Genomic DNA, 20,865 nt, shown 5'->3' on the forward strand with positions numbered 1-20,865 from the left:
TAGCTCCGGCTCTTGGGCATACCGCCCGAGAGCCGGAGCTTTTTTGTGTTGAGGTAGGGTCAGGGGGCATCGTTGGTACGTTTCCCACAGGAGGCCCCCGGGTGGAGGTCCAGGAGACTCGCGTCCAAACGGATCGGGTCCTCACCATCCCCAACATCCTCAGCATGGCGCGGCTCGTTGGTGTGCCCCTCTTCCTGTGGTTGATCCTCAGGCCTGAGTTCGGAGGGCCCCAGAGTGACGGTTGGGCGCTTCTGGTGCTGGCCTTCAGTGGAGTCAGTGACTATCTGGACGGCAAGCTCGCCCGGCGCTGGAACCAGATCAGCAGCCTCGGCCGGCTCCTGGATCCCGCGGCAGACCGGCTCTACATTCTCTCGACTTTGGTCGGACTGACCTGGCGCGAGATTCTGCCCATCTGGTTGACCGCTGCACTGCTGGCGCGAGAGCTGGTCCTGCTGGTGATGGTGGGTATCCTCCGGCGCCATGGCTATCCGCCGCCGCAGGTGAACTTCCTTGGCAAGGCCGCCACGTTCAACTTGATGTATGCCTTCCCCTTGCTACTGCTCAGTGACGGAACTGGCTGGTTGCCGTCACTCGCTGCTATTTTCGGATGGGCGTTCGCAGGTTGGGGTACAACGCTGTACTGGTGGGCAGGAGTCCTCTACGTGGTACAAGTCCGCCGACTGATCCGTGCGGACGCCATGGCCGATTGAACTCGTCGATTGGCGCAGCCTTAGTGGCGCGATGGCCCGCGGTGGAAAAGTGCGGGACAATCTGGACGGGTGAAGTCGGCTAGACCGTCGTCTCTTGTGAGGAGGACGCTTCCGACATGAAGGCCGTCGTGATGGCCGGAGGTGAAGGCACACGCCTTCGCCCCATGACCTCGAGCATGCCCAAGCCGCTCCTGCCCGTGGCCAACCGCCCGATCATGGAGCACGTTCTGAGGCTGCTCAAAAGGCATGGGCTCAACGAGACCGTCGTTACTGTTCAGTTCCTGGCCTCACTGGTCAAGAACTACTTCGGTGACGGCGAAGAGCTCGGAATGGAGCTCTCCTATGCCAACGAGGAGAAGCCACTCGGTACCGCCGGAAGCGTCAAGAACGCCGAAGAGGCGTTGAAGGACGATGCCTTCCTCGTCATCTCCGGCGATGCCCTGACTGACTTCGACCTCACCGAGCTGATCAATTTCCACAAGGAGAAGGGCGCGCTGGTCACTGTCTGTCTGACGCGCGTACCCAATCCGCTGGAATTCGGTATCACCATCGTCGACGAAGAAGGAAAGGTCGAGCGCTTCCTCGAGAAGCCGACCTGGGGGCAGGTCTTCTCCGACACGGTGAACACCGGCATCTATGTGATGGAGCCCGAGGTCTTCGACTATGTCGAGGCCGATGTGCCCGTCGACTGGTCCGGTGATGTCTTCCCTCAGCTGATGAAGGAAGGCAAGCCGATCTACGGCTTTGTCGCCGAGGGGTACTGGGAGGACGTCGGTACCCACGAGAGCTATGTGAAGGCCCAGGCGGACGTCCTGGAGGGCAAGGTCGACGTCGAGATCGACGGCTTCGAGCTCTCGCCGGGTGTGTGGGTGGCCGAGGGTGCGGAAGTGCATCCCGACGCCGTTCTTCGGGGCCCGCTCTACATCGGGGACTACGCCAAGGTCGAGGCCGGCGCCGAGATCCGTGAGCACACGGTCGTGGGGTCCAACGTCGTCGTGAAGAGCGGGGCGTTTCTGCACAAGGCCGTGGTGCACGACAACGTCTACGTCGGGCAGCACAGCAATCTGCGTGGCTGTGTCGTCGGTAAGAACACCGACATCATGCGTGCGGCACGGATCGAGGACGGCGCGGTCATCGGCGACGAGTGCCTCATCGGTGAAGAATCGATCGTTCAGGGCAATGTGCGGGTCTACCCGTTCAAGACCATCGAGGCCGGTGCCTTCGTCAACACCTCGGTGATCTGGGAATCGCGGGGGCAGGCGCATCTCTTCGGTGCCCGTGGGGTGTCGGGGATTCTGAACGTGGAGATCACTCCCGAGCTGGCCGTGCGTCTCGCCGGCGCTTATGCGACGACGCTGAAGAAGGGGTCGACCGTCACCACGGCCCGCGACCACTCGCGTGGCGCGCGTGCGCTGAAGAGAGCGGTCATCTCCGCGTTGCAGGCCAGCGCCATCGACGTACGGGATCTGGAGAACGTACCGCTGCCCGTGGCCCGGCAGCAGACCGCGCGGGGCAGTGCGGGCGGCATCATGATTCGGACGACGCCCGGGGTGCCGGACTCCGTCGACATCATGTTCTTCGACGGGCGCGGCGCCGACCTGTCGCAGGGCAGTCAGCGGAAGCTGGACCGGGTGTTCGCGCGGCAGGAGTACCGCCGTGCGTTCCCGGGGGAGATCGGGGATCTGCACTTCCCCGCGAGTGTGTTCGACTCGTACACCGGGTCGCTGCTGCGGAACGTCGATACGACGGGTATCGCCGAGTCGGGGCTGAAGGTCGTCGTCGACGCGTCGAACGGTAGCGCCGGGCTTGTGTTGCCCAGTCTGCTCGGCAAGCTCGGGGTGGACTCGCTGACCGTCAACCCGGGTCTCGATGAGTCGCGTCCTACGGAGACCGCGGATGTGCGGCGGTCGGGTCTTGTGCGGCTCGGGGAGATCGTGGCGTCGTCGCGGGCGGCGTTCGGGGTGCGGTTCGACCCGGTCGGTGAGCGGCTGTCGCTGGTCGACGAGAAGGGACGGATCGTCGAGGACGACCGGGCGCTGCTCGTCATGCTCGACCTGGTGGCCGCGGAGCGGCGCAGCGGGCGGGTGGCACTGCCGGTGACCACCACGCGGATCGCCGAGCAGGTCGCCGCGTACCACGGGACGCAGGTGGAGTGGACGACGACGTCGCCCGACGACCTGACACGGGTCGGGCGGGATGACTCGACCATCTTCGGCGGTGACGGCAAGGGCGCCTTCATCGTGCCCGAGTTCAGCAGTGTGTTCGACGGTACGGCGGCCTTTGTGCGGCTGATCGGGCTGGTGGCGCGGACGCAGCTCACGCTCAGCCAGATCGACGCGCGGATTCCGCGGGCGCATGTCCTCAAACGGGATCTGGCTACTCCCTGGGCGGTCAAGGGACTTGTGATGCGCCGGGTCGTGGAGGCAGCCGGGGATCGCTTTGTCGACACGACCGACGGAGTGCGGGTCGTGGAGACCGACGGGCGATGGGTCATGGTGCTGCCCGACCCCGCCGAGGCGGTCACCCATCTGTGGGCCGAAGGGCCCGATGACGCCTCCGCCCAGGCGCTGCTCGACGAGTGGTCGGCGGTCGTGGACAGCGCCGGACGCTGAGAAGCACTGCACGCGCGCGTGCCGGACAAGTGTCCCCAAGGGGGCCTGTCCGGCACGCCGGTGGGGCCATTCGGAGGTAGTGGTCGCGACGTGCGACGATGTGCGGCATGCCGCAGCAGCCCCCCGTTCGGAGCACTCCTACGCGCCCCTCGCGCCCGGACGCATCCATGTCGCTGCTCACCAACGTCATGGACCACAGCCTCGACGACGGGTATGCGGAGGCGGCCGCTCGGAAGAAGGCCGCGGGCGAGGGGGGCCTGCCGAAGACACTGCGGGCGAAGCTCGGTCTCGCCGCCGGCCTGGTGCTGGCGGCTCTGGTCGTGACCGTCGGTGCGGCGCAGGCACGCGTCGCGGCTCCCGTCGTAGCCAAGGAGCGCGAGGAGCTGATCGACCGTATCGACCGTGAGACGGACACGGCCGACAAGCTCGAGGGCACGGTCGACGACCTTCGGGACGATGTGAGCGCCATGCAACGTGAGGCGCTCCGGGACAGCGGCGGCAGTGGGCAGGCGGACCTGGTCGGCATTCTGTCGGGTGCCACGGCCGTCCACGGACCCGGTGTGAAGCTGGTCGTGGACGATGCCAAGGAGGCCACCACCGGTGGCGACGGCGATCCGCGGGAGACCTCCGGGTTCTCCGACACCGGTCGGGTCCGGGACCGGGACATGCAGCGCGTGGTCAACGGGCTGTGGGAATCGGGCGCGGAGGCCATCTCCATCAACGGACAGCGGCTGACGGCGCTGTCCGCGATCAGGGCCGCGGGCGACGCGATACTGGTCGACAACAGGCCGCTGGTGCCGCCGTACACGGTGCTCGCGGTGGGGGACGGGCAGCGGCTGAGCACCAGGTTCCAGAACAGCGCCGACGGGCTCTATCTCAACGCCCTGCAAGAGAACTACGGCATCCGGACGGGCATCTCCGTAGAGGGGGATCTCCGGTTGCCCGCAGCAACGAGTGTGATCGTACGTACAGCACAGCCGAGAACTGAGAAGGGCACATCGTGATCGCCGTACTGGGCCTCGTCGTGGGAGTCGTGGCCGGGCTCTTGGTCCGGCCTGAGGTTCCGGCGGTCGTCGAGCCTTATCTGCCGATCGCCGTCGTGGCGGCGCTCGACGCCGTCTTCGGCGGTCTGCGGGCCATGCTCGACGGCATCTTCGACGACAAGGTCTTCGTGGTGTCGTTCCTGTCCAACGTGGTCGTCGCCGCGCTGATCGTGTTCCTGGGCGACAAGTTGGGCGTGGGGGCCCAGCTGTCCACCGGTGTGGTCGTCGTCCTCGGTATCCGGATCTTCTCGAACGCCGCGGCGATCCGTCGCCACGTCTTCCGGGCGTGAGGCCGATGAGCGACCAGGACGGCACGCCGGAGAACAGGCTGCGCAAGGAACTGCCCGAGGAGCGGCCCGCGACGGCCCCGGAGGCGGCGGCGTCGCGGAAGGACGAGAAGCCCGGGCTGACCGGCCGGCAGCGGCTGGTTCAGGGGCTGTGGCCGCCGAGGGTCACCCGTGCCCAACTGATCGTCGCCGTGCTGTTGTTCGGCCTCGGCTTCGGGCTGGCCGTGCAGGTGGCGTCGAACAGCGACGGCGACAGCGCGCTGCGCGGTGCCCGGCAGGAAGATCTTGTTCGCATCCTCGATGAACTCGATGACCGTACACAGCGTCTTGAGGACGAGAAGCAGGGTCTCGAGAACCAGCGGGACGAGTTGGAGAACAGCTCGGACCAGGCGGAGGAGGCCCGCAAGCAGACGTTGGAGAAGGAGCGGCAACTCGGCATCCTGGCGGGCACGGTGGCCGCGCAGGGGCCGGGCATCACGATGACGATCGAGGACACGAAGGGGACGGTCGAGGCGGACATGCTGCTCGACACGATCCAGGAGCTGCGCGCGGCCGGTGCCGAGGCGATCCAGGTGAACGGTGTGCGTGTGGTGGCCGGCACCTATCTGACCGACTCGGGCAACAGCGTGAGCGTCGACGGGAACAAGATCAACGCTCCCTATCGTTTCAAGGTCATCGGCAAACCGCAGGACCTGGAACCGGCGCTCAACATTCCTGGAGGCGTGGTGCAGACTCTGGAGAAGGAGCAGGCCACGGTCACCGTCGAGCGGTCGACCAAGATCGTCGTGGACGCCTTGCGAGCCGCGAAGCAGCCTGACTACGCTCGGTCGTCCTCCCGGTGAACCGCGGGTGCATGAGGGACGTCCGGCCAGGGCATGAGGTTGCGGGGGGTCGGCGCACCGATTGGGTGGTGCGTGGTGGAAACTGTCTGGTGGATACGGACGTTGTCAGGATGTCCGGGTCGGCCGGTGTATGCAATCAGGGTTCGTCCTGCCCCACGGGCGGGTCTGTTTCGGTCAAGGGGAATCGCCCGTGAAGTTGTTTGCGAAGTTGTTCGGCAAGAGCGCGCGAGAGGGTAGCGGCAATGCGAACGCGACCGCTCGTCATCGCGCACAGCCAGACGCGGAGGGCCAGCGCCCCCTGTTCCGGGACCAGGTGGGCGGTGACGCTCCCGGAGCGCAGGGCGCGCCGGTTGACCCTGCGCAGTCCGGCGGCATAGGTTTCGGGCAACCGTCAACCTCGAGTACGGGTGGAGAGTTTTCCATGTCGGCCCTGGTGTGTACGAGGTGCGGTAACCGCAACGCGGAGAACAGCCGCTTCTGCTCCAACTGCGGTGCGCCGTTGCGCGGTGCGCCCGAGCGCCCGTCCGAGACGACCTCCACCATCTCCATCTCCGGTCTTGAGGCCTACGACGCCGAGGTCACCGGTCAGACACAGGTGCCCATGCTCTCCCCGGAGGCGCAGGCGGCCGTCGACGCGCTGCCGCTGGGTTCCGCGCTCCTGGTCGTGCGCCGCGGCCCGAACTCGGGCAGCCGCTTCCTGCTGGACGGCGATCTGACCACGGCCGGTCGTCATCCGCAGAGCGACATCTTCCTGGACGACGTGACGGTGTCGCGCCGCCACGTGGAGTTCCGTCGCCAGCAGGACGGTTCGTTCACCGTGGGCGACGTCGGCAGCCTCAACGGCACGTATGTGAACCGGGAGCGGATCGACACGGTGCCGCTGCACAACGGGGACGAGGTACAGATCGGCAAGTACCGGCTGGTCTTCTACGCGAGCCAGCGGGGCTACTGACCCCGTCAGGGAAGGTCCATGCTTCAAACACCGAGCGGCGGTGCCGGTCACGGTGCCGCCGCCGCGGACAGTGGGCTGATGAGCATCGGCACGGTGCTCAACGTGCTGCGCGACGAGTTTCCCGAAGTCACCATCTCCAAGATCCGCTTCCTGGAGTCCGAGGGGCTCATCGAGCCGCAACGGACCCCTTCGGGGTACCGCAAGTTCAGTGCGGAGGACGTCGAGCGCCTCGGCCATGTGCTGCGGATGCAGCGGGACCACTATCTGCCGCTCAAGGTGATCCGGGAGTACCTGGACGCCATGGAGCGCGGTGAGGCCGTGGCACTGCCGGTGGTGGGGCGCCAGCGGGACGGAGGGGAAGCCCTTCCGGACCCCTGGGAGGCCCCTACGGCGGCGCGGATCGGCCGGGCCGAGCTGATGGCGGCCGCCGAGATCGGTGAGCAGGAGCTCAAGGAGTGGGAGTCGTACGGGCTCATCGCTCCGTTGCCGGACGGGGCGTACGACGCCGAGGCGGTCACCGTGGCGGCGCTCGTCGTCGAGCTGGGGCGGTTCGGGATCGAGCCGCGGCATCTGCGGGCGATGAAGGCCGCCGCCGACCGTGAGGCGGGCCTTGTGGACCAGGTGGTGGCCCCGCTGAAGCGTCACCGCAATCCGCAGACCCGGGCGCACGCGGAGGCGCGTACGAAGGAACTGGCGGGGCTCACGGTGAAGCTGCACGCGGCGCTGGTGCAGACGGCCCTCGGTGTACGGCTGCCCTGAAGGGCGTGGGTGTCGGATCCGCCCCCCGTTTCCGGCCCGACTACCCAAACGTCCCGGGCACGGCCTAGGGTTGCTGTGTGAACGAGCTCGATGTCGTAGGTGTCCGGGTCGAAATGCCCTCCAACCAACCGATCGTGCTTCTGCGTGAAGTGGGAGGCGACCGTTACCTCCCCATCTGGATCGGGCCGGGGGAGGCGACGGCGATCGCCTTCGCCCAGCAGGGCATGGCCCCCGCACGACCGCTGACCCACGACCTGTTCAAGGACGTGCTGGAGGCCGTCGGCCAGGAGCTCACCGAAGTGCGCATCACGGACCTGCGTGAGGGCGTCTTCTACGCGGAGCTGGTCTTCGCCAGCGGGGTCGAGGTGAGTGCCCGGCCCTCCGACGCCATAGCGCTGGCGCTGCGCACCGGAACGCCGATCTACGGCAGCGACGGTGTGCTCGACGACGCCGGGATCGCGATCCCGGACGAGCAGGAGGACGAGGTGGAGAAGTTCCGCGAGTTCCTCGACCAGATCTCGCCGGAGGACTTCGGCACCAGCAGTCAGTGAGCGGGGCCGGCCCGGCGGACGCGCGGTCCGTGACGGGGCGGGTGTGTCCGGAGCGGGTGTGTCCGGTCATCACGGAAATGCTGGCATTTGCCACCGGCGTGTGAGAGCGTCCTACGGCCCGCCTCAAGCGCATTCGGCTAGCCTTTCCCCGCGGTGGGGTACGGGAAACCACTCCTAGGGTGATTATCACTCGGCGTGCCGAGTGTGGCGATCGTTGACGTGCCCCAGGTGACTGCCTACCGTCGAGAAGGCAGGTCAAGGACGGAGGTCGGCGTGAGAAGCAGCGGCGACGGTACGGCTGGGGGTGCCCCCGGACGCAGTCTCGGGGCGAGCGGTCCGTACCCGCTTTACGGCAGCGCGGCCGATCACGTTCCGCAGCGACCGGCGGCCGTGCCGAGCAGTGGCGGAGGGGCGACGTCCATGGCGTCCGAGGAGATCGGCTACCGCGGTCCGACGGCCTGCGCGGCCGCCGGCATCACCTATCGCCAACTCGACTACTGGGCGCGTACCGGGCTCGTCGAGCCGAGTGTGCGGCCCGCCTACGGGTCGGGGACGCAGCGGCTGTACAGCTTCCGGGACGTTGTCGTCCTGAAGATCGTCAAGCGGTTCCTCGACACCGGTGTGTCGCTCCAGAACATCCGTACCGCCGTGCAGCATCTCAGGGAGCGCGGTTTCCGGGACCTGGAACGCATGACGCTGATGAGCGACGGCGCCACGGTCTACGAGTGCACCTCGCCCGACGAGGTCCACGCGCTGCTCCAGGGCGGCCAGGGCATCTTCGGGATCGCCGTGGGTGTGGTGTGGCGGGACGTCGAGAGCGCCTTGTCGCAGTTGCACGGGGAGCGGATCGACACCGGCGAGACGCTGGTGGGGAACAACCCCGCCGACGAGCTGGCGCGGCGGCGGGGCAATCGGGCCGTCTGAGGCTCTGCCCGGGGCATTACCGAGGGCATTGTCAGTGGCGTAGGGCAGCATCGGACATGTGAGAAACGCGCCCACGATCCTGCATCTCGACATGGATGCCTTCTTCGCCTCGGCGGAGCAGGCGTCCAAGCCGAGTCTGCGCGGGAAGGCCGTCGTCGTGGGCGGGCTGGGACCGCGTGGTGTGGTGGCCACCGCGTCGTACGAGGCCCGGGTCTTCGGAGTCCATTCGGCGATGCCGATGGCGCAGGCGCGGCGGCTGGCGCCGAATGCCGCGTATCTCGTGCCGCGCTTCGGGTTCTACCGGTCGATCAGTGAGCAGGTGATGGCGCTGCTGCGGGCGCTGTCGCCGCTTGTGGAGCCGCTGAGCCTCGATGAGGCGTTCGTGGATCTGGAGGCCGGGGGCGTGGCCTGGGACGAGGGCTCGGCGCGGCTGGTGGGGGAGAAGCTGCGTGCCGACATACGGGCGGTCACCGGGCTCACGGGCTCGGTGGGACTCGCGGCGTCCAAGATGCTCGCGAAGATCGCGTCCGAGCAGGCCAAGCCCGACGGTCTGGTGGTGATCGATCCGGGGACCGAGCGAGGGCTGCTCGGGCCGATGTCCGTGCGGATCCTGCCGGGAGTGGGGCCGGCCACCGGGGACCATCTGCGGCGGGCCGGGATCCACACGGTCGAGGAGATCGTCGAGGCCGGGGAGGACGAGCTCGTACGGCTGCTGGGGAAGGCGCACGGGCACGGGCTGTACGCCATGGCGTTGGCGCATGACGAGCGGCCGGTGGTGGCGGAGCGGGAGACCAAGTCGGTGTCGGTGGAGGACACGTACGACGTCGACATCCACGATCGGCTGCGGGTGGGCATGGAGGTGCAGCGGCTGGCCGACCGGTGTGTGCGGAGGCTGCGGGGGGCCGGGTTGTCGGGGCGGACGATCGTGCTCAAGGTGCGGCGGTACGACTTCTCCACGCTGACCCGGTCCGAGACGCTGCGGGGGCCCACCGATGATCCGGCGGTCGTGCGGGAGGCCGCGGCTCGGTTGTTGGAGTCCGTGGACACGACGGGGGGTGTGCGGTTGCTGGGGGTGGGGGTTTCCGGGCTGGCCGACTACACGCAGGAGGATCTGTTCGCGCAGGCCGCGGGGGATCTGGGGGAACTGGCCGAGGAGGAGCCGGGGGATGTGGTGGCTGCGGAGGCGGTGGAGGTGGCTGTCGAGCGGCGGTTTGTTGCGGGGCACGACGTGGTGCATGCCGAGTTCGGGCACGGGTGGGTTCAGGGGAGTGGGCTGGGGCGGGTGACGGTGCGGTTCGAGACGCCGGATTCCGGACCGGGGAGGGTGCGGACGTTTCGGGTTGATGATGCGTTGTTGGCTGTGGCTGAGCCATTGCCGTTGGTGGCGGAGGGGGGTGGGGTCGCATCCGGCCTTCGGCCGGATTTGTGTTCCCACCCGCACCACCCGTGACAGTCTCGTTGTCGGGTGCGGGTGGCCCCTGTGGAGGGCTTCGGGGTTAGGCGTCCGCGTCCTCTGTGCCTGCCAGTTTGCCGAAGTCTCGGTCCGGGAGTGGGGGTGCGGGGGCCACGTCCAGGCCGTAGTGGTGGTAGAGCTGGAGTTCCTGGTCGGGGGAGAGGTGGCGGCCCACGCCGAAGTCGGGGGCGTCCTTGATCAAGGAGCGGTCGAAGGGGACTCGCAAGGAGCCCTCGATCAGTTCGCTCGGCTCCAGGGGGACGAAGGCGTCCCTGGAGAACAGGCCGGTGCGTATGGCCGCCCACTCGGGCACGCCGGTCGCGTCGTCGAGGTAGACCTCGTCGATCGTGCCGATCTTGATGCCGTTGCGGTCCATCGCCTTGCGGCCGATCAGGTTGCGCGGATCGATATCGGTCTGCACGGGCCCTCCACTACGTCGCGACTCGCAACTCATCCGTAAGCACTACAAAAGAGCAGATTGAGACCGGTGGCCACTCGAGGGCTCCTCCAGGGATCCGCATTTTGCGCGCTGGTAGGCTGGCAAGCGGCTGTTGACCCTGTGCGGGAGAGTCCTCCGGAGATCGTCCGGAGGCGCCGAAGGAGCAAATCCTCCCCGGAATCTCTCAGGCCCACGTACCGCACTGACGAGGCCACTCTGGAAAGCAGAGCGGGTGTCGACGGCTTCCGCTCTCACCGACGGTGAAAGCCGGGCACCTTCGGGTGTCCGGTGAAGCTCTCAGGTTGAGATGACAGAGGGGGAGGCCGCCGGGACCCGCAGCCGTGGTGTCCCTCAAAGGTCGCGTCAGACCAGGAGGCCTCCGCAATGACCGCCCACCGCACTCCGCTCACCGAACTCGAGCAGGGGATCCCCTTCGAGCAGCGTCACATCGGCCCCGACCACGAGGCCCGGGCCAAGATGCTCGCGCAGGTCGGCTACGGCTCGCTGGACGAGCTCACCGCCGCCGCGGTGCCGGATGTGATCAAGAACGCCGACTCCCTTGATCTGCCGGGGGCGCGTACCGAGGCCGAGGTGCTGGCCGAGCTTCGGTCGCTCGCCGACCGGAACCAGGTTCTCGGGTCCATGATCGGGCTCGGGTACTACGGGACCTTCACCCCGCCCGTCATCCTGCGCAACGTCATGGAGAACCCCGCCTGGTACACGGCCTACACGCCCTACCAGCCCGAGATCTCCCAGGGTCGGCTCGAGGCCCTCCTCAACTTCCAGACCATGGTCGCCGAGCTCACCGGGCTGCCGACCTCCGGTGCCTCGCTGCTCGACGAGGGCACGGCCGCCGCCGAGGCGCTGGCGCTGTCCCGGCGCATGGGCAAGAACAAGAAGGGGCTGTTCCTGGTCGACGCGGACGCGTTGCCGCAGACCGTCGCCGTCATCGAGACCCGCGCCGAGCCGACCGGTGTCGAGGTCGTCGTCGCCGACCTCAGCGACGGGATTCCCGCCGACATCGCCGCGCGGGAGATCAACGGCGTGCTCCTCCAGTACCCGGGCGCCTCCGGTGCCGTACGCGACATCAAGGCCGTCATCGACCAGGCGCACGAGCTGGGAGCCCTGGTGACCGTCGCCGCCGATCTGCTGGCGCTGACGTTGCTGAAGTCGCCCGGCGAGCTCGGAGCCGACATCGCCGTCGGGACCACGCAGCGGTTCGGGGTGCCGATGGGCTTCGGCGGGCCGCACGCCGGTTACATGGCGGTGCACGAGAAGTTCGCGCGCAGCCTGCCCGGGCGGCTCGTGGGTGTGTCCGTGGACGCGGACGGGAACAAGGCGTACCGGCTCGCCCTCCAGACTCGTGAGCAGCACATCCGGCGGGAGAAGGCCACCAGCAACATCTGCACCGCCCAGGTGCTGCTCGCGGTGATGGCGGGGATGTACGCCGTCTACCACGGGCCGGAGGGGCTCAAGGGCATCGCCCGGCGGACCCACCGGTACGCCCGTGTCCTCGCCGCGGGGCTCACCGCCGGTGGGGTCGAGGTCGTGCACGGCGCCTACTTCGACACCGTGACCGTACGGGTGCCCGGCAAGGCCGGCGAGGTCGTCGCCGCCGCCGAGGAGAACGGGGTCAACCTGCGGCTCGTCGACGCCGATCACATCTCCGTCGCCTGCGACGAGACCACCACGCGGGCCCAGCTGGGCGCCGTATGGACCGCGTTCGGGGTCGAAGGGGACGTCGAGGCGCTGGACGCGGCGGCCGAGGACGCGCTGCCGGACGCCATGGTGCGGACGGACGAGTTCCTGGCCCACCCCGTCTTCCACCAGTACCGGTCCGAGACCGCGATGCTGCGCTATCTGCGTCGGCTCGCCGACCGGGACTACGCGCTCGACCGCGGCATGATCCCGCTGGGCTCCTGCACCATGAAGCTCAACGCCACCACCGAGATGGAGCCGGTCACCTGGCCGGAGTTCGGGCAGCTGCACCCCTTCGCGCCCGCCGGGCAGGCGCAGGGCTATCTGACGCTCATCCGTGAGCTGGAGGAGCGGCTCGCGGAGGTCACCGGGTACGACAAGGTGTCGTTGCAGCCCAACGCCGGGTCGCAGGGGGAGCTGGCCGGACTGCTCGCCGTACGGGGATACCACCGGGCCAACGGTGATGAGCAGCGGACTGTGTGTCTGATTCCGTCCTCCGCGCATGGGACCAATGCCGCGAGCGCTGTGATGGCCGGCATGAAGGTCGTCGTCGTGAAGACCGCCGAGGACGGTGAGATCGACGTCGAGGATCTGCGGGCGAAGATCGAGCAGCACCGGGACGAGCTCTCGGTGCTGATGATCACGTACCCCTCGACGCACGGTGTCTTCGAGGAGCATGTCGCCGACATCTGCGCGCAGGTGCACGAGGCCGGTGGGCAGGTGTATGTCGACGGCGCCAACCTCAACGCGCTGGTCGGGCTCGCCAAGCCGGGGCACTTCGGTGGGGACGTCTCGCATCTGAATCTGCACAAGACGTTCTGCATCCCGCATGGTGGCGGCGGTCCGGGCGTGGGGCCGGTGGGTGTGCGGGCGCATCTGGCGCCGTATCTGCCGAACCACCCGTTGCAGCCCGCGGCCGGTCCGGAGACGGGTGTGGGGCCGATCTCCGCCGCGCCCTGGGGGTCCGCGGGGATCCTGCCGATCTCCTGGGCCTATGTGCGGCTGATGGGCGGCGAAGGGCTGAAGCGGGCCACGCAGGTGGCGGTGCTGAGCGCCAACTACATCGCCAAGCGGCTGGAGCCGCACTACCCGGTGCTCTACACCGGGCCCGGTGGGCTGGTCGCGCACGAATGCATCATCGATCTGCGGCCGCTGACCAAGGCGACGGGTGTGAGTGTGGACGACGTGGCCAAGCGGCTCATCGACTACGGGTTCCACGCGCCGACGATGTCGTTCCCGGTGGCCGGGACGCTGATGATCGAGCCGACCGAGTCCGAGGACATCATCGAGCTGGATCGGTTCTGCGACGCGATGATCGCCATTCGCGCGGAGATCGAGAAGGTCGGTTCCGGGGAGTGGCCCGCGGAGGACAACCCGCTGCGGAACGCCCCGCACACCGCCGGGGCGCTCGGGGGTGACTGGGAGCACGCGTACAGCCGTGAGGAGGCCGTGTTCCCGAGCGGGGTCGTGGTCGCCGACAAGTACTGGCCGCCGGTGCGGCGGATCGACCAGGCCTTCGGAGACCGGAACCTGGTGTGCTCGTGCCCGCCGCTGGACGCGTACGACCACTGAGCTCGGATGTGAACAAGGGCCCCGCTTCGGCGGGGCCCTTTTCGTTTGGGGGGCGTACGGCGTCCTGTTACGCCGTTGTCACGGAGATCTCGGTCGACTTGATCAGGGCCACTACCGAGGCGCCGGCCGCGAGGGAGAGGTCGGCCGCGGCGTCCTTGGTGATGGCGGCAGTCAGTTCGGTGCCATCGAACGCGATCTTCACGGAGGCCATCGCGGCGCCCGTGGCGACGGCGGTGACCGTGCCGGGGAGTTGGTTGCGGATGGACAGGCCCGTCACCGGGGCGGTGGCGAGAGCTACCTCCGTCGACTTGATGAGGGCGCGGACGGCGGAGCCCTCGGTGAGGCCGAGGTCGGTCACGGATTCCTTGGTGATCGCCGCGGTGAGGTTCTGGCCGCCGGTGAGGCGGATGCCGATGGTGGCCATGACTTCGCCGGTGGTGATGGTGGTGACTGTGCCGGGGAGCTGGTTGCGGATGCTCAGGGTCATGAGCATCAACCGTAGGGGTTTGGGGGGCTTTGGGCGTGTTGTTGATGGTGTCGCGGTGGACGCGGGTGGGTGGGGGCCTCAGCCCGTGTGGACCCTTGGGCGGCGGGCCCGGTCTGGTTCTGCCTCGCGGAGGACCTCTCGGGTCACCGGGGCCACCTCGCCCTGGCCGAAGAGGAAGAAGCGGAGGAAGTTGGCGAACGGGCTGCCCTCGGTCCACTCGAAGTAGATGTGGGGAGTGCAGGCAGTGGTGTCGCGGACGTGGAGGAGCAGGGCGGCCAAGGCGTTGGGGATGGAGGACGACTCCAGGGTCAGGACTCGGTAGCGGTTGTGCAGGACCTCGCCGCGGACCGTGAGGCCGGCCTCGAACTCCGAGGGGTCGGTGACCGTGACCTCGACGAAGACGAAGTCCTCCTGGCCGGGGATGTCGTTGTCCTCGCGGATCTGCTCGATCTTGTCGCGGTACTCGGCCTTGTCCCGCTTGTCGGGCTCGTTGGCGATGAAGCGGATCTTGCGGCTGGCCATGTCCCTGATGAATCGTTCCGCCATGGGGTCCAGGGACACGCTCGTCACGCGGAGTTCGAAGGCGCGGGCCAGTCGGGACAGGAGGGAGACCAGGATGATGCCCGCGATGAAGCAGGCGCCGATCTTCACGCCGTCCGGGCGCTCGATGACGTTGACGACCGTCGTGTAGAGGAAGACCGCGGAGATCACCGCGAAGGCGATCGTCCAGCCACGCTGACCCGCCTTCCGCGCGGCGATCGTCACCGCGATCGCCGCCGAGCTGATCAGGACGAGGACGCCGGTGGCGTACGCACCGCCCTGGGCGTCGACGTCGGCGTCGAAGATCCAGGTGACCAGGAAGGCGATCAGGGTGAAGACGATGACCATGGGGCGGACGGCGCGGGCCCAGTGCGGGGCCATGCCGTAGCGGGGGAGATAGCGGGGCATCAGGTTCAGCAGGCCTGCCATCGCGGAGGCTCCGGCGAACCACAGGATGGCGATGGTCGACACGTCGTACACCGTGCCGAAGGCGCCGCCCAGGTACTCGTGGGCGAGGAAGGCGAGGGCGCGGCCGTTGGCCTGGCCGCCCGACTCGAACTCCTTCTCCGGGATGAGGAGGGTGGTGATGAAACTGGTCGCGATGAGGAAGCAGCTCATGATGAGCGCGGCCGTGGTGAGGAGCTTCTTCGTGTCCCGGATGCGGCCCGCCGGGTTCTCCTCCGTCTCACCGGGGTCGCCCTTGACGTGCGGCATGACCGCGACGCCGGTCTCGAAACCGGAGAGGCCGAGGGCGAGCTTGGGGAAGACGACCAGGGCCACGCCGATCATCACGAAGACGTTGCCGTGCTCGGCGGTCAGGGCGCTGGACCAGTTGGTGACCACGTGGCCGGCGGTGGCGACGTGCCACAGGCCGACGATCACCACGACGACGTTGAGGGCCAGGTAGAGGCCCACCAGGAAGACCGCTACGCCGATGGCCTCCAGGAAGCCCTTGAGGAACACCGCGCCGAGCAGGGCCACGAGGACGAGGGTGATCAGCATCTGGTGGTCGTGCAGGGCACTGTTGAGGTGCGGGTTCTCGACGAGGTGGGTCGAGGCGTCCGCTGCCGACAGGGTGATGGTGATCAGGAAGTCGGTGGCGGCGAAGCCGAGCAGGGTGAGGACGAAGAGCTTGCCCTTCCAGAAGGTGAGCAGGCGTTCCAGCATCGCGATGGAGCCCTGGCCGTGGGGGCTCTCCTCGGCGACGCGCCGGTACACGGGCAGCGCGCCCGCGAGGGTGACGATCACCAGCACGATCGTCGCGATCGGGGACAGGAGGCCGGCCGCCAGGGCCGCGATGCCCGGCTGGTAGCCGAGGGTCGAGAAGTAGTCGACGCCGGTCAGGCACATGACGCGGTACCAGCGCTGGCCCTGGTGTTCCGGCTCGGACCCGGTCTGCCCGGTGCGCTCGGTCCGCCCGGTCGGTTCAGCCGGCTCGCCGTGGCCCTGGCCCTTGCCCATGTCGGACAGGCCCTCCAGCATCCAGGCGCGCAGGCGACTGGGTGGGGGGTGTTCGGTGGTGGCCATCGGGGGCTCCTGGTGTGCGGCTCGGGATGCGGTTCCGTGTGATCCGTGCGGTTCCGGCCATCACACGGACGGCGGGATCAGCGTAAGCGGAGAGTGACGCATGGGCCCATGGATCAGGGGGGTCGCGGGCGTCAAAAGTCCGTTAAGACTGGCCCTGTGCGCGTCGGCCGCAGGTCAGGAGGCGAGGTTGCGGGGTGGGGCCGGGCGGTGCGTCGCACGGGGAGGCGGCGGTGGACCGGGTGGGGTGAACACCCAGTGTTATCAGGGTCGTGGTCGGGGTCGTGGTTTCGGTCGGGGTCGTGGTTGCGGTTGCAGTCGTGAGCCCGAGCGGCCGTGGCAGCGGCTACGACGCCGGCGTAAGAGATCCGTCAAAGGCGCGCGGAGGGCCGTATGGGAGCCGTCAACGGCGGGTGATTCCGGTCGTGCAGGGGGTTTGCTCGGATCGTTCCTCGATTCGTTCCGCGAATCGTCCCTGTCCAACGAACCTCACCCCAGGAGCTCACGATGGCCGATCTGGCCTTCGTCGTCACCACGATCGCGTGCTTCGCGCTGGTGGCTCTCGTCGCCAAGGGGGTGACGAAGCTGTGACCGCCGAAGCTGCATCCAATTGTGAGATGGGCATCGGCCTCGTCGTGGCCGTCGCCCTGCTGGGCTATCTCGTCCTCGCCCTGCTCTTCCCGGAGAGGTTCTGAGAACTGACATGGGTCCCGTCCTCGCAGGCGTTCTCCAACTGCTCGCCCTGATCGGCGCGCTGGCTCTCGCCTACGTTCCCCTCGGCAACCACATGGCCAAGGTCTACTCCTCCGACAAGCACTGGCGTGTCGAGAGATGGATCTACCGGGGCATCGGTGCCGATCCCGACACCGAGATGCGCTGGACCGCGTATCTGCGGGGCGTCCTCGCCTTCTCCACGGCCGGGGTTCTGTTCCTGTACGGGCTGCTGCGGATGCAGGGCGTCCTGCCCGGTTCGCTCGGCTTCTCCTCGATCGATCCCGACCAGGCGTTCAACACCGCCGTGTCCTTCGTGACCAACACCAACTGGCAGTCGTACTCCGGCGAACAGGCCATGGGGCATGTCGTGCAGACCGCCGGGCTGGCGGTCCAGAACTTTGTCTCGGCGGCCGTCGGCATGGCGGTGGCGGTGGCTCTGGTGCGCGGGTTCGCGCGGTCCCGGACCGGTGAACTCGGCAACTTCTGGGCCGACTTGGTGCGGGGGGTCGTACGGATTCTGGTGCCCGGGGCTTTTGCCGCCGCGGTTGTGCTGGTCGCGTGCGGTGTCATCCAGAACTTCTCCGGCATCCACGAGGTCGGGCAGTTCATGGGGAGTTCGCAGCAGTGGAACGGTGGCGCCGTCGCCTCGCAGGAGGCCATCAAGGAGCTGGGCACCAACGGCGGTGGCTACTTCAACGCCAACTCCGCGCATCCGTTTGAGAATCCCACTCCCTTCAGCAACCTCTTCGAGATCTTCCTGATCCTCGTCATCCCGTTCGCGCTGACCCGGACCTTCGGCATCATGGTCGGCTCGGTCCGGCAGGGGTACGCGATCCTCGCGACCATGGCCACCATCTGGCTCGGCTTCACCGCCCTGATGATGTGGACCGAATTCGCCCACCACGGCCCGGCGTTCGAGATCGCCGGCGGGTCGATGGAGGGCAAGGAGACCCGCTTCGGCGTCGGCGCCTCCTCGATCTTCGCCACGGCGACCACGCTCACCTCGACCGGCGCGGTGGACTCCTTCCACTCCTCCTTCACCGGACTCGGCGGCGGGATCACCATGCTCGGCATGATGCTGGGGGAGATCGCGCCCGGCGGTACCGGCTCCGGCCTCTACGGCATGCTGATCATGGCGGTCATCGCGGTGTTCATCGCCGGTCTGATGGTCGGCCGTACGCCCGAGTACCTGGGCAAGAAGATCGGCCCCCGTGAGATCAAGCTCGCGGCCTGCTACATCCTGATCACCCCGGCGCTGGTGCTCGTCTTCACCGCGTTCGCGATGGCCCTGCCCACGCCGGTCCACTCGATGACCAACAGCGGAGCGCACGGGTTCTCCGAGATCCTGTACGCCTATACGTCCGCCTCCAACAACAACGGTTCGGCGTTCGCCGGTCTGAACGCGGACACGCAGTGGTTCAACACCACTTTGGGCCTGTGCATGCTGCTGGGCCGCTTCCTGCCGATGGTGTTCGTGCTGGCGCTCGCCGGTTCGCTCGCCGAGCAGCGGCCGGTGCCGGCCACGGCAGGCACCTTGCGGACGGAAAAGCCGCTGTTCACCGGCCTGTTGGTGGGCGCGATCCTCATCATCACCGGGCTCACCTACTTCCCGGCGCTCGCGCTGGGGCCGCTGGCGGAGGGGCTGGCGTCATGACCACCGACATACAGAAACAGGACGCGATGTCCACTCCCGCCCTTGCGCCCCACCCGGACGCGCCCACCGGGCACAGGCCCCCGGAGCGCCGCGTCGGGGCCGGCCTCTTCGACCCCGGTCAGCTGCTCAGGTCGCTGCCGGACGCCGTCCGCAAGCTCGATCCACGGGTGATGGTCAAGTCCCCGGTGATGTTCGTGGTGTGGATCGGCTCTGTGCTGACCACGGTCTTCTCTTTCAAGGACCCGGGCGACTGGTTCGGCTGGACCATCAGCGCCTGGCTCTGGCTGACCGTGATCTTCGCCAACCTGGCGGAGGCCGTCGCCGAGGGCCGCGGGAAGGCGCAGGCCGACACCCTGCGCAAGGCCAAGACGGACACCGTGGCGCGCAAGGCCGACGGGACCGTGGTCGCCGGCACCGAGCTGAGGATCGGGGACCTGGTCGTCTGCGAGGCCGGTGACGTCATCCCCGGCGACGGTGACGTGGTCGAGGGTGTCGCCTCCGTCGACGAGTCGGCCATCACCGGTGAGTCGGCGCCGGTGATCCGGGAGTCGGGGGGTGACCGTTCCGCCGTGACCGGCGGTACGAAGGTTCTCTCCGACCGCATCGTCATCAAGATCACGACGAAGCCCGGTGAGACCTTCATCGACCGGATGATCAACCTGGTCGAGGGCGCGGCCCGGCAGAAGACGCCGAACGAGATCGCGCTCAACATCCTGCTCGCGTCGCTGACGATCGTGTTCCTGCTGGCGGTGGCCACGCTGCCGCCGCTCGCCGACTACGCGGGCACTCATCTGACGATGACCGTGCTGGTCGCGCTGCTGGTCTGCCTCATCCCCACGACCATCGGTGCCCTGCTGTCCGCGATCGGCATCGCCGGCATGGACCGGCTGGTGCAGCGCAACGTCCTCGCCATGTCAGGGCGTGCGGTCGAGGCCGCCGGTGACGTCTCCACGCTGCTGCTCGACAAGACCGGCACCATCACGCTCGGCAACCGCCAGGCCGCCGAGTTCGTGCCGGTGCGCGGGGCGACCGAGGCCGAGGTCGCCGACGCCGCCCAACTGTCTTCGCTGGCCGACGAGACGCCCGAGGGCCGCTCCGTGGTCGTACTGGCGAAGGAGAGGTACGGGCTGCGGGAGCGTGAGCTGCACGGTGCCGAGTGGATCGCCTTTACCGCGCAGACGCGGATGTCGGGGGTGGATGTCGACGGGCGCAGGGTCCGCAAGGGCGCGGCCGGTTCGGTCATCGCCTGGGTGGTGGAGCAGGGCGGTGAAATCGGTGAGGACGCCCGGGAGTTGGCCGAGCGGATAGCGCAGGAGGGCGGGACCCCGTTGCTCGTGGCCGTCGAAGACGCCGACGGGGCACGGGTGTTGGGCGTCATCCACCTCAAGGACGTCGTCAAGGACGGCATGCGGGAGCGGTTCGCGGAACTGCGCCGCATGGGCATCAAGACCGTCATGATCACCGGTGACAATCCGTTGACCGCCAAGGCGATCGCCGAGGAGGCGGGTGTCGACGACTTCCTCGCGGAGGCGACTCCCGAGGACAAGATGGCGCTCATCAAGCGGGAGCAGGCCGGCGGCAAGCTGGTCGCCATGACCGGTGACGGCACCAACGACGCGCCCGCGCTGGCCCAGGCGGACGTCGGTGTGGCCATGAACACGGGTACGTCGGCAGCCAAGGAGGCCGGCAACATGGTCGACCTCGACTCCGATCCGACCAAGCTCATCGAGATCGTCGCGATCGGCAAGCAACTGCTGATCACCCGGGGAGCGTTGACCACGTTCTCGATCGCCAACGACGTCGCGAAGTACTTCGCGATCATCCCGGCGCTGTTCGCGGCCGTCTATCCGGGCCTGGACAAGCTCAATGTGATGGGTCTGGCCTCGCCTGACTCTGCGATCCTGTCGGCCGTCATCTTCAACGCGCTGATCATCGTCGCGCTGGTGCCGCTGTCCCTGAAGGGCGTGCGGTACCGGCCGGTGAGCGCGGACAGGCTGCTGCGCAGGAACCTCACCGTCTACGGGCTGGGCGGCCTGGTCGCCCCGTTCGTCGGCATCAAGATCATCGACCTGCTCATCTCCCTGATCCCCGGAATCGGTTGATC

Annotated in this window: 15 protein-coding genes, 2 pseudogenes and 2 riboswitches; of the genes and pseudogenes, 14 read left to right on the forward strand and 3 right to left on the reverse strand. The window is 68.0% G+C overall.

What is annotated here, in order from left to right; all coding sequences use genetic code 11:
• Window positions 1–101 precede the first annotated feature (101 nt).
• The 10 genes and pseudogenes from OG866_RS36675 (at window position 102) to OG866_RS36720 (ending at window position 10,261) form a co-directional block, all read left to right on the forward strand.
• Window positions 102–710 carry a CDP-alcohol phosphatidyltransferase family protein gene (locus tag OG866_RS36675; RefSeq protein ID WP_329341502.1) on the forward strand — a complete coding sequence of 203 codons (609 nt, stop codon included), beginning with the start codon at window positions 102–104 and terminating at the stop codon, window positions 708–710.
• 116 nt (window positions 711–826) lie between these two features.
• Complete coding sequence (locus OG866_RS36680) at window positions 827–3,322, forward strand: mannose-1-phosphate guanyltransferase (RefSeq protein WP_329341503.1); 2,496 nt, start codon at window positions 827–829, stop codon at window positions 3,320–3,322.
• A gap of 167 nt (window positions 3,323–3,489) precedes the next feature.
• Window positions 3,490–4,326, forward strand: coding sequence for a DUF881 domain-containing protein (locus OG866_RS36685; RefSeq protein ID WP_329341505.1), 837 nt, complete (start codon window positions 3,490–3,492; stop codon window positions 4,324–4,326).
• Window positions 4,323–4,655, forward strand: coding sequence for a small basic family protein (locus OG866_RS36690; RefSeq protein WP_003988855.1), 333 nt, complete (start codon window positions 4,323–4,325; stop codon window positions 4,653–4,655). The genes OG866_RS36685 and OG866_RS36690 overlap by 4 nt, the downstream gene beginning before the upstream one ends.
• Window positions 4,656–4,660: 5 nt before the next feature.
• Complete coding sequence (locus OG866_RS36695; RefSeq protein WP_329341507.1) at window positions 4,661–5,494, forward strand: DUF881 domain-containing protein; 834 nt, start codon at window positions 4,661–4,663, stop codon at window positions 5,492–5,494.
• Window positions 5,495–5,555: 61 nt separating this feature from the next.
• Entirely contained in the window at window positions 5,556–6,446 is an 891-nt protein-coding gene (locus OG866_RS36700) for an FHA domain-containing protein (RefSeq protein ID WP_329341509.1), read from the forward strand.
• Window positions 6,447–6,464: 18 nt separating this feature from the next.
• On the forward strand, window positions 6,465–7,205 hold the full coding sequence (ftsR, locus tag OG866_RS36705; protein WP_329341511.1) for a transcriptional regulator FtsR: 741 nt from the start codon (window positions 6,465–6,467) through the stop codon (window positions 7,203–7,205).
• A gap of 77 nt (window positions 7,206–7,282) precedes the next feature.
• A complete protein-coding gene (locus OG866_RS36710) occupies window positions 7,283–7,756 on the forward strand; it encodes a bifunctional nuclease family protein (protein WP_004002801.1) in 474 nt (157 codons plus the stop codon).
• 273 nt (window positions 7,757–8,029) lie between these two features.
• Complete coding sequence (locus OG866_RS36715; protein WP_329341512.1) at window positions 8,030–8,680, forward strand: MerR family transcriptional regulator; 651 nt, start codon at window positions 8,030–8,032, stop codon at window positions 8,678–8,680.
• Between the two features lie 58 nt (window positions 8,681–8,738).
• Window positions 8,739–10,261, forward strand: a pseudogene (locus OG866_RS36720) (DNA polymerase IV).
• Here the strand turns inward: OG866_RS36720 and OG866_RS36725 are convergent.
• A pseudogene (locus OG866_RS36725) lies at window positions 10,186–10,554 on the reverse strand (PRC-barrel domain-containing protein); the annotation flags it as partial. The pseudogenes OG866_RS36720 and OG866_RS36725 overlap by 76 nt on opposite strands.
• A gap of 131 nt (window positions 10,555–10,685) precedes the next feature.
• Window positions 10,686–10,782: riboswitch (glycine riboswitch) on the forward strand.
• Between the two features lie 6 nt (window positions 10,783–10,788).
• A riboswitch (glycine riboswitch) is annotated at window positions 10,789–10,886 on the forward strand.
• Window positions 10,887–10,956: 70 nt separating this feature from the next.
• Here OG866_RS36725 and gcvP point away from each other — a divergent pair.
• A complete protein-coding gene (gcvP, locus tag OG866_RS36730) occupies window positions 10,957–13,842 on the forward strand; it encodes an aminomethyl-transferring glycine dehydrogenase (RefSeq protein WP_329341516.1) in 2,886 nt (961 codons plus the stop codon).
• Between the two features lie 67 nt (window positions 13,843–13,909).
• Here the strand turns inward: gcvP and OG866_RS36735 are convergent, their stop codons facing one another.
• On the reverse strand, window positions 13,910–14,329 hold the full coding sequence (locus tag OG866_RS36735; RefSeq protein WP_329341518.1) for a TOBE domain-containing protein: 420 nt from the start codon (window positions 14,327–14,329) through the stop codon (window positions 13,910–13,912).
• A 78-nt stretch (window positions 14,330–14,407) separates the two neighbouring features.
• Entirely contained in the window at window positions 14,408–16,396 is a 1,989-nt protein-coding gene (locus tag OG866_RS36740; protein ID WP_329341520.1) for an APC family permease, read from the reverse strand.
• Window positions 16,397–17,010: 614 nt separating this feature from the next.
• On the opposite strand from OG866_RS36740, the gene kdpF reads away from it, so the two are divergent.
• From kdpF to kdpB, 3 genes are read left to right on the forward strand one after another with little or no spacing between them, the layout of a single operon-like run.
• Complete coding sequence (kdpF, locus tag OG866_RS36745; protein ID WP_443063672.1) at window positions 17,011–17,088, forward strand: K(+)-transporting ATPase subunit F; 78 nt, start codon at window positions 17,011–17,013, stop codon at window positions 17,086–17,088.
• Window positions 17,089–17,096: 8 nt separating this feature from the next.
• Window positions 17,097–18,761, forward strand: coding sequence for a potassium-transporting ATPase subunit KdpA (kdpA, locus tag OG866_RS36750; RefSeq protein WP_329341524.1), 1,665 nt, complete (start codon window positions 17,097–17,099; stop codon window positions 18,759–18,761).
• Window positions 18,758–20,863: a potassium-transporting ATPase subunit KdpB gene (gene kdpB, locus OG866_RS36755; RefSeq protein ID WP_329341526.1), complete on the forward strand. Its 2,106-nt coding sequence runs from the start codon at window positions 18,758–18,760 to the stop codon at window positions 20,861–20,863. Before kdpA ends, kdpB begins: the two co-directional genes overlap by 4 nt.
• The last annotated feature ends 2 nt before the right edge of the window (window positions 20,864–20,865 follow it).

This window comes from Streptomyces sp. NBC_00663 (assembly GCF_036226885.1).
GTDB lineage: Bacteria > Actinomycetota > Actinomycetes > Streptomycetales > Streptomycetaceae > Streptomyces.